Genomic DNA, 8,577 nt, shown 5'->3' with positions numbered 1-8,577 from the left:
GCGGCGACATCCCGGGCGCTCCACAGCCACGGCATCGCGGGCGCCGAGAGGAGGAGCCAGCCACCCGGGGAGAGGACCCGAAAGGCCTCCCGGAGGCCGGTGCGATCATCCAGGTGTTCCAGCACGTCCAGGAAGAGGACCATCGCCATCGCGCCATCGCGAAAGGGCATCCGCTCGGCAGAGCCCTGGATCAGGGGAAGAACAGGCTCCTGGGCGCGGAGCCCCCGCAGGCCATCCGCAAGCAGGTCCAGGCCCAGCGGACGCAGGCCCTGACGAGCCAGCCACTGCACATGGGCGCCCGTCCCGCAGCCGGCGTCCAGGACCCATCCGTCCAGGGGACCGACGGCCCGTAACCATCGGGCGATCCCCATCCGCCGCCCGACGAACCAGAAGTGCTCCGCCTCCATCCGGGCGATCCGCTGGAGCCGTTCTGGAGGAAAGATCGAACGGAAAGCCTCTCCCTCCCCAAAGCGCATCCGCGGTCCTTTCCCTCCGGCGTCTTTTGTCCTGGCCCATGATATCTGATAAGATAGCGAATAACGATTGCAACGCTCCTCCTCCCAGCCCTTCGGGCTATAGGAGGATAAAAGACGCCGTGGGCAAGCTCCGATTCCCTCCCGAAGGCGTCCGGATCAGACTTGTCGCCTGAAGTTGCCCATGGCGTCGAAGACCTCTTTCCCCAATGAGGGGGACGGCGCAACTCCTATCACTCCGATAGCGATTCGATCGCCTAAATAGACCATATCCTTCGCCTCCCGATATCCGGGATACCTTCTACGCTTGAGAAACCCGGGAGGACCTGAGATGGCCACACCGCCCCCGGATTGGAACCTGCTCTACACCGCCTTCAACCACCTGGAGCCGATCCCGTCGGAGCGGCTGGAGGACTAGTATGTGCCGCGGCCGGGGAGGCCGGCGGAGCAGCCCGCGAAACGTCTGGAGGTGATGCTGGACCCCCGAAAGCCCCCTCAGCGTCTACTCCTGATCGGACACCGGGCAAGCGGGAAGAGCACGGAATTGACCTACCTCGCCCGATTGATGGAGCGTGATTATTTCGTGCTGCGGATCCCCCTGAACGATCTTCTGGATGTCGAAAAGACCAACCCGCTGGAAGTGCTCTTCATGATCGGCGTGGTGATCCATCAGGCCGCAGAGCAGGCCGTCGGGACCATCGATCGCACACCACTGGAGGAATTGAAACAGACCGTGGAGCGAACCGTTCATGCCCACACTGGGAACACTCAATTCCAGATCGATCTGGACAAACTGCTTCGTGCGGTGGCCAGCTGGCGGATGCCTCCTGCCCGGCCGCTGCCGGAGCTAGTCTCTCTCGGGTTCACCCTGGGGCTGGATCTCAAGCTAATGCGGTCTCCCACCGTGGACCGGGATCTGGAACGGGCCACGGAGGCCCTCAATGCGCTGATCCGGGTCGTCGAGGGAAGCGTCAAGCGACCGCTGCTGCTGATCGTGGACGATCTAGATAAATCCCGTCAGGCGGATACGATCCAATTGAATTTCGTCGATAAGCCGTATCTAGGGCGGATCGCCTGCCGGGCGGTTTACGCCGCGCCCATCGAGCTCTATTACGATCTCTCCCAGCAGGGCGGCCGACGACATTTCGAGGAAGTGGTCCCCCTCTCCAACGTCCGGCTGTTCGATCGGGGGGATCCCGAACGGAAGGATCGGGAGGGTTTCCGGTTTATGCGGGAGGTGATCCAGAAACGCCTGGAACGGCCCGACGGCCCCCGTGGTCCCTCCTACACGGAGGAAGCCGTTTTCGCCCGGGGAGTGGTCAACGAGCTGATCATGGCTTCGGGGGGGATCGTGAGCGATCTGATCCGGCTGGTCCGCTTGGCCATCGTGGAGGCGGAGATGGAAGGCGCCGGGCGCATCGAGCGAAAGCAAGCCTTGCGCGCCATCGCCCGGCTTCGCCGGCTCTACGAGGCCGCAATGACCCCCGGCGATCGAGCGCTTTTGAAAGAAGCGCACCGCACCCATCAACGCCCGGAAGGGCCCCGGGCGGAGGAATTGATCCGTCACAACTACCTGCTCAGCTACCTGAATGAGACCATCTGGTTCGACGCCCACCCGATCCTCTGGCCGCTGCTGGAGGTCTCGCCATCCCCCTCGTCAGCAGAGGAGCGATGAAACATCGAGCCGTTGAGCTTTCCGAAGAGCGCATCCGGGCGTTCAGAGAGAGGGGGGCCGTCCACGAATGGGGGCGCGAATACACGAATGGAGGGTAGGAGATTGGCGGGGGGTGCGATTGTCCGAACGCCCAGTGCCGCTGGATGGCTCTCGTCATTCTTTGAAGGCGCCCTAACGATTCAGGCGCCATCGCGACAAGGATCGCTTTCTGTCCTTATCCCTCGGGATTCCTGACTCCTCCCTCCACCGTTCGGCGGGGCAGCGCCCGACGGGGGATCGGGGCCGCCAAAGGCCACTCCCCGATTCCCGGCGTTTCGTTCCCCCTCCCCTCTCCCGTTTTGCAGAAGAGAGGAGGGGGAAGGGGGATAGGGGCTGAATCGTTACGAGGCACCGAACTTTCGGGTATGCTCTAAGGACAGGAACCGAGAGCAGGAGGCGGAGGGAGGGATTTCCCCAGGGCCTTCGGGGGACGCCCATGGTGACGCTGGATCAAATCGGGGAATGGATCGAAGAGGGGCGTCGTCTGCTCGCCACGACACGTCTGACGCCGCCCGGACACAGCGCCCTGCTCGTGGTGGAGGCGCCGGACGCCGACGCGGAGGCGCGCTTAGCGGCTCTCTTCCGGGACCTCTGGATGCCAGAGAGCGAAATTATAAAAGCCGAGCTTTCCCCCCAAGGTCTGGCGACCTTCCTGAGGCAGCCGGCCCCTGCTCGGCCTGAACGCCGAGAGATCGTTCTGGTGTTCGGTGCAGCGGAACTCCCGGCAGAGGCGCGAGCCTGGGCGTTCCGCCAGTTGAACTACCAGCGGGAACGCTTGCGGGAGCGCGGGGCCCTCTTTGTGTTCTGGTTGCAGCCCGAGCTGATCCCGGAGCTCATGGAGCACGCAGGCGATCTGTATTCCCGCCTGAGCGGGTTCTTCCGGTTCCCCCTGCCCGCCGACCCCCTAGAGCGCGAGCGGGCGTTGCGCACGATGGCGGTCGCCCTCCGCGCTCCCCGAAAGTCGCCTGCCGACCTCCCCGCGGCCTGAGCTTGGAGGCTGCCGAGCCGGTTTCCATGGCCCTGCCCCGGGCGCTGGAGACGTATCCGCAACTGGTCGTCCTGGGGAATCCCGGGTCGGGGAAGAGCACCCTGGTGCGGTGGCTGGCCCTGGTCTACGCCCGGGGATCGGAAGGGGTCCGTGCGGCCCTGGGATGGACGGAGGATCGGCTCCCCCTGGTGCTGCCCGCTGCGGAGTTCGCCCTCGCGTGGCAGGAGCGGCCTGCCCTTTCCCTGGAGGACTATCTGCGCGATCGCTACGGGCCAGCCCGCCGTCTGGGGGAGCTGCGGCCCCTCATCGAGGAGGCCCTGGAACGTGAACGGATCTTCCTGCTCATCGACGGCCTCGATGAGGTCCTGAGCCTCGAGGCCCGCCGCGCGCTGATCGCTCAGCTCCATCGCCTGCTGCGCCGATATCGAGGCCTCCAGATCCTGGTGACCTCACGCATCGCAGGATACGGGGCAGCCCCACTGGATGCCCCCTTCGTTTCCGCCCATCTGCGGCCACTGGATAAGCCGGCGATCGAGCTGTTTCTACCGCGCTGGTCGCGAGCGCTGGAGGAGGCCCTGCGGGGTCGGCGGGACCTTTCGCCGGCGGTGGAGGAACAGATCGAGCGCCGGGCCCAGGAGATGTCAGCTGCCATCCTGGAGGGCCATCCGGGGATCCGCGAATTGGCCCGCAACCCGCTGATGCTCACCGCGATGGCGCTGATCTACGAACAGGGCACCCGGCTCCCAGAGCAGCGGATCGAGCTCTACCGGCTGCTGGTGGAGGCCTTCGTGGAGACATGGAACCGCGCCCGCAGCCCCACCGGGCGGCCGATCGATCTCTACCTGGGGGGACGGCGGCTGGACGAGCCCTTCGCCGTCCGCATCCTGGGACCGCTGGCCTTCGAGATGCACCGGGATCAGCCTGGGGGCTGGCTGCCTCGGGAGGCCCTTCTGGACCACATCGCCCGCCTGCTGCAGGAGCGGGAAGACGTTCCAGTGGACCGCGCTGGCGCCCTGGCCGATGACTTCCTGCGTCTGATCCAGGAGGGGACGGGGCTGCTGGTCGAGCGGGAGCAGGGGCTGTTCGGGTTCTTCCATCGCACCTTTGAGGAATACTTAGCGGCCCGCCATCTGGCCGATCGGTTCGACCCTGCGGACCCTCTATCGGACCTCCGCCCGTTCCTACACCATCCGGCCTGGCAGGAAGTCCTCCTGCTGCTGTCGGGGGCAGCTCTGCGTCCCTCAGGCCCTCCCCCACCTCCGCCGGGCCCTGAAGGATAAAGATCCACTTGTGCGCATCGCTGCCGCTGGGGCCCTGGGGGCACTTCGCGATCCCCAGGCCCTCCCCCGCCTCCGCCGGGCCCTGAAGAACAAAGATCCACTTGTGCGCGGGGCCGCCGCTGAGGCCCTGGGGCAGCTCCACGATCCCCGAGCCCTTCCCCGCCTCCTGCAGGCCCTAAAGAACGAAGACGAATTCGTGCGCAGGGCTGCTGCCAAATCCATTGGAAAGCTTTCCCCACCGGAGGGCCAGCGAGGGGAGATTTTGGAAGACTTGGCCGCGATGGCTCGGTCTGCCGACTTCCCGCCGGCGGAGGCCGCCTTCGAGGCGCTGTGGGGTTTGCTCACGGGAGAGACAGATTGAGGCCCTCCCTCGGGGCTTCCTCACGAGCGCTCTACTGACAAAGAGGCCCGGCGCCGATAGCCCCCGGGGGGACTGATCGCCCATCCCCATCAGCCGCCAGAGCAAGATCTGAGATCTCGAGAACCTTAGTGGGGATGTCCCCTGTGAGCGTCCCGACGCGGGTATGGGGGCATGTCCACATAGGGGCACCCCGCGGGGTGCCCCTAAGTTCATTTGGAGTCCCGATTCGTGAATTCGTGGTCCCCACTTCGTGGACGCCCTCCGCCTCACAAGGGGATCCACCCCCGCCGCAGCCCCAGGCGCTCCGCCTCGGCGCGGTTGGCGGCCCCCAGTTTGCGATAGATCGAGGAGACGTGGAATTTGACGGTGTGCTCGCTGATCCCCATCCGAGCGGCGATCTCTTTGTTGGCCAGCCCATCGGCCAGCAACCGCAACACCTCGATCTCCCGCGGGGTGAGCTCTTCCCCAAAGGCTTCCTCTTCCTCCACGCCCGAAGGTCCTCCGGACGCGAAAAGAAGCGGATGAAAGGCGGAGCTCAGCACGATGAGGCCCTCCCGGAGCGCTCGCACAGCGGCCCACAGGGTCTCTGCGGAGACCTCGAGCGGCAAAATCCCGTAAACCGGAGGGGAAAACGCGAGCAGCGGTCCGATCGATTCCGCTCTCTCCACCAGAAAGAGGAGCGCGTGTTCCTCCCCCAGCGAACGCCACTCGCGCAACCCGTGCGCCGTCGCCGGCTCGAAGACAGCGACGACCACCTCGATCTCCGGATAGGGCTCGAGGTCCGCTGGGGAGGCCGCTTCCCTCACCACCTGGATCTCCCCGCTGGCTTCGAGCATCGCGCGCAGACCGGCCCGTAGGGCCGGCACAGCGGCGATCACCGCCGCTCGAATCACAACAGGATCCTCCGCACCAAGGCTTCCGCCAGATCCGCCGGGATCGCCATCCCCTGATCCCCTCCCACGACCATCGTGCAAACCCCCACGACATGCCCCTCCGCGTCCAGCAAGGGCCCGCCGGAGTTTCCTGGGGCCAATCGGGCATCCGTGCGGAGCAAACGCAACACCCCCCGCGGACCCCGGGTGCGAGCGGTCACCCATCCGCTGAAGACGCCCATGCTGACTGCGTATCGCTCCCCCCAGGGATGACCCACCGCGAGCACCAGGGAGCCCACCGGGAGGGTGGCGGGATCCCGAAAAGCTACAGGCAGGCCCTCGGGACGGGGCAGGCGCAGCACGGCCAGATCGAGCTCCTCGTCGACAACCATAGGCTCCACGGGGAACGTCTCCCCGGTCCACAGGGTCGCGCGATGCGCGCCCGGTGTGAGCAAATGGGCGCTGGTCACGAGGATCCCAGGCCGCCAGAGGATGCCGGCGCCGAACCCCCCGTGGCCGTTCCACACCTGAACCACCTGGGGGATCACCTGCTCCACCCGGGCGACCATGGCGGCATCCACCGCCGCCGGAAGCCCCCTCGGGGTCCGCCCCGGAATGGCCATCGCATTTCCTCCCGCTCCTCCGGACGCTCGCCCACGATCAACATCACGGTCCGCCGCGCCTCTCCCCGGAGCACCTCCACTTCCACCGCCTGACCGACCACCTCTCCCATCAGCCGGCTCTGGAGGTCCTCGGCATCTTCCACCGGCCGCCCTTGGAAGGCGGTCAGGATATCTCCTACGCGCAGGTCGCTCCGGGCGGCCGGGCTGCTCTCCTCAATCCCCACAATCAGCAGCCCGCGGGCCTGGGCTCGCCCTAGCGCCTCCCGCTGCGCAGGGGCCAGGGGAACCGACTGGGTCCGCACACCGAGGTAACCCCTGCGCACCTGGCCCTCCCGGGCCAGCGCCTCCGCCACCCGCCACGCCGCCCGGATCGGGATCGTCAGCGGGATCCCAGCCAGGCCCGAGGTGTTGACACCCAGGGCACGGCCCTCGACGTCGATCAGAGGGCCGCCGGAGAACCCCGGATACATCGTGACATCCGTCCGAATGTAACGCTCCAGCCACCCCCCCCAGGGCGTGCGCAACGGGCCGCCGATGGCGCTGATCACCCCCAGGCTGGCCTCGATGCCCTCGGAGCCCGGTCGGCCCAGCGCCAGGACCAATTGCCCCACCTGGGGCTCCCGATCGGCGATCTCCAGGATCGGAACCGGTCCTCCCTCCACGCGCAGCAATGCGAGGTCGGTGGAGGGATCCCGGCCGATCCGGACGGCGGAGCGCTCCCGGCCATCCGGCAACACCACGCGGATCTCCTCCCGTTCGATCCCGTGATCCGCCGTCAAGACCAGGTCCGCGGCGTAGCCGACGCCGCTGACCGGCCATCGATCCCGCGCGTCCACCGTGACCGTGGCGGCCGCGCCCCGGGCGACTGCCTCCGCCATCGCCTCCGAAAGGGCCGCCAGGAGATTTCGATCCTCGCGATCCATGGGTTCCTCCTCAGGTTTCCATCTCCTCCGGATGTCAGCATACCCTCGAATCCACCCCTTCGCCTCCCCCAAACAGCCAGGGCAACCCCTGCCCGTTCGCGGGATGGCAGGGGCTTCATCGACGGGTCCACCCGACGGTTCGAATTCGGAACTGCCGGCTCCGCATCAAACCTGGTTGGGCCCGAGAAGTGGATGGGCCGCCCGAGCCCGAAAGGCCAGACCTATCCCCCGCCGCTTCGGAGCCTAGGCCCGTGGCGAAGGGCGGAAATGCGACCCGGGAATACGACACGGGGTGATCGGGCCCTACGCTCGCGCCCCCCTTTGTGGACGCTTTGTGGACGCTGGGGAATTAAGATCAGACACAAGAGCATAATCCCTGTTCCAGGCTCCAGCCCTCTCACGGGGCTGGTTTGGACATTGGACATGGGAATCCCGGGCAGAGGGAAATGGTGCTAATGACCCCACCTCAAATCCCTAGGAAAGCCAAAGCACGATCCGCCACTGTCACTAAGGAAACACTACCAGAAGAGAAAAGGAGGTTCGCCATGAAAAAAAGAAGTTCCTCCCATCCACCTGTCCCGGCCCTGCGCCGCCTCGGATTCTGGCTGACGGCGGCAGCGCTGCTGGCCTCGGCGTTCCCCATCCCGCCCGTTCCGTCCGCCAACGCGTCCCTCCCGGCGGTGCCCGAGCCCGCGCCGCAGTCCTCCCCCGTCGTGATCGCGGCCTTCCAGCATATCGCTGCGCCGCCAACGTTGCGCGCCAACCAGACGATCCTCGACCACCCCATGCTGAACGGGAACCCGAACGTGCTGCTGTTTGTGACCGCGGACTACGGCACCATCGGGCCGTATCACGAAAAGCCTGTCGGCGTCTGGTATGACGGCATCCGCTGGACGATCTTTAACCAGGACGGCAGCCCCATGACCCCCAACGTGCGCTTTAACGTCCTGGCGGTCAAGCCGGGTGACCACGCTTATATGCACGTAGCCCACCTGGATAATATCAGTGGCTCCATGACCTCTCTAGACCATCCCTTCCTCAACGGCAATCCCAAGGCCCGCCTGCTGGTGACGCCCAACTGGATAGGCACCTACAACCCGCATGTCATCGGCGTGCGGTATGAAGAGCAAATGGGGCGCTGGATGATCTTCAACCAGGACTACCAGCCGATGCCTGAGGGGGCGGCTTTCAACGTCCTGATCTGGGATGCCATCTTCGATGTGACGGCCCCGAAAGTTCCTTACAACTGGTTCCCCATTGACCACCCAACGGCCATTCACTATCCGGAGATCCTAGTGTTTGTCACCCAATACTGGACAGGGGTTGAGAACAACAACGAGGTG

At 65.9% G+C, this 8,577-nt stretch carries 9 protein-coding genes; 5 read left to right on the top strand and 4 right to left on the bottom strand.

The features are described 5' to 3' along the window. On the bottom strand, positions 1-476 hold a 476-nt coding region (locus tag NZM16_RS08255), incomplete at its 3' end, for a bifunctional 2-polyprenyl-6-hydroxyphenol methylase/3-demethylubiquinol 3-O-methyltransferase UbiG (RefSeq protein WP_295479862.1). 418 nt (positions 477-894) lie between these two features. On the opposite strand from NZM16_RS08255, the gene NZM16_RS08250 reads away from it, so the two are divergent. From NZM16_RS08250 to NZM16_RS08235, 4 genes are all read left to right on the top strand, one after another. Next, positions 895-2,148, top strand: a complete 1,254-nt coding sequence (locus NZM16_RS08250) for an AAA family ATPase (protein WP_295479860.1) — start codon at positions 895-897, stop codon at positions 2,146-2,148. A gap of 475 nt (positions 2,149-2,623) precedes the next feature. Further along, entirely contained in the window at positions 2,624-3,175 is a 552-nt protein-coding gene (locus NZM16_RS08245) for a hypothetical protein (RefSeq protein WP_295479858.1), read from the top strand. Between the two features lie 26 nt (positions 3,176-3,201). Next, on the top strand, positions 3,202-4,455 hold the full coding sequence (locus tag NZM16_RS08240; RefSeq protein ID WP_295479856.1) for an NACHT domain-containing NTPase: 1,254 nt from the start codon (positions 3,202-3,204) through the stop codon (positions 4,453-4,455). After that, positions 4,364-4,816, top strand: a complete 453-nt coding sequence (locus NZM16_RS08235; protein ID WP_367281020.1) for a HEAT repeat domain-containing protein — start codon at positions 4,364-4,366, stop codon at positions 4,814-4,816. The genes NZM16_RS08240 and NZM16_RS08235 overlap by 92 nt, the downstream gene beginning before the upstream one ends. Before the next feature lie 266 nt (positions 4,817-5,082). Here NZM16_RS08235 and NZM16_RS08230 read toward each other — a convergent pair whose 3' ends face one another. The 3 genes from NZM16_RS08230 to NZM16_RS08220 are packed head-to-tail and all read right to left on the bottom strand — an operon-like array spanning position 5,083 to position 7,234. After that, a complete protein-coding gene (locus NZM16_RS08230) occupies positions 5,083-5,709 on the bottom strand; it encodes a response regulator transcription factor (protein ID WP_295479854.1) in 627 nt (208 codons plus the stop codon). Continuing rightward, positions 5,706-6,311 (bottom strand): S1C family serine protease, encoded by a 606-nt coding sequence (locus NZM16_RS08225; protein WP_295479852.1) that lies wholly within the window; start codon positions 6,309-6,311, stop codon positions 5,706-5,708. Before NZM16_RS08225 ends, NZM16_RS08230 begins: the two co-directional genes overlap by 4 nt. Then, complete coding sequence (locus NZM16_RS08220; RefSeq protein ID WP_295479850.1) at positions 6,233-7,234, bottom strand: trypsin-like peptidase domain-containing protein; 1,002 nt, start codon at positions 7,232-7,234, stop codon at positions 6,233-6,235. Before NZM16_RS08220 ends, NZM16_RS08225 begins: the two co-directional genes overlap by 79 nt. Before the next feature lie 545 nt (positions 7,235-7,779). Here NZM16_RS08220 and NZM16_RS08215 point away from each other — a divergent pair. After that, the coding region (locus NZM16_RS08215; protein ID WP_295479848.1) for a hypothetical protein at positions 7,780-8,577 on the top strand (798 nt) is incomplete at its 3' end.

The organism is Thermoflexus sp. (genome assembly GCF_025055495.1).
GTDB lineage: Bacteria > Chloroflexota > Anaerolineae > Thermoflexales > Thermoflexaceae > Thermoflexus.
The sequence above is the reverse complement of the archived record's forward strand: the minus strand, read 5'-3'. Positions and strand labels throughout refer to the sequence as shown.

Excerpts from the sequence above, each read along its gene's own strand:
- NZM16_RS08245 (WP_295479858.1), top strand. The coding sequence starts at position 2,624 with ATGGTGACGCTGGATCAAATCGGGGAATGGATCGAAGAGGGGCGTCGT.
- NZM16_RS08240 (WP_295479856.1), top strand. The coding sequence starts at position 3,202 with ATGGCCCTGCCCCGGGCGCTGGAGACGTATCCGCAACTGGTCGTCCTG.
- NZM16_RS08225 (WP_295479852.1), bottom strand. The coding sequence starts at position 6,311 with ATGGCCATTCCGGGGCGGACCCCGAGGGGGCTTCCGGCGGCGGTGGAT.
- NZM16_RS08220 (WP_295479850.1), bottom strand. The coding sequence starts at position 7,234 with ATGGATCGCGAGGATCGAAATCTCCTGGCGGCCCTTTCGGAGGCGATG.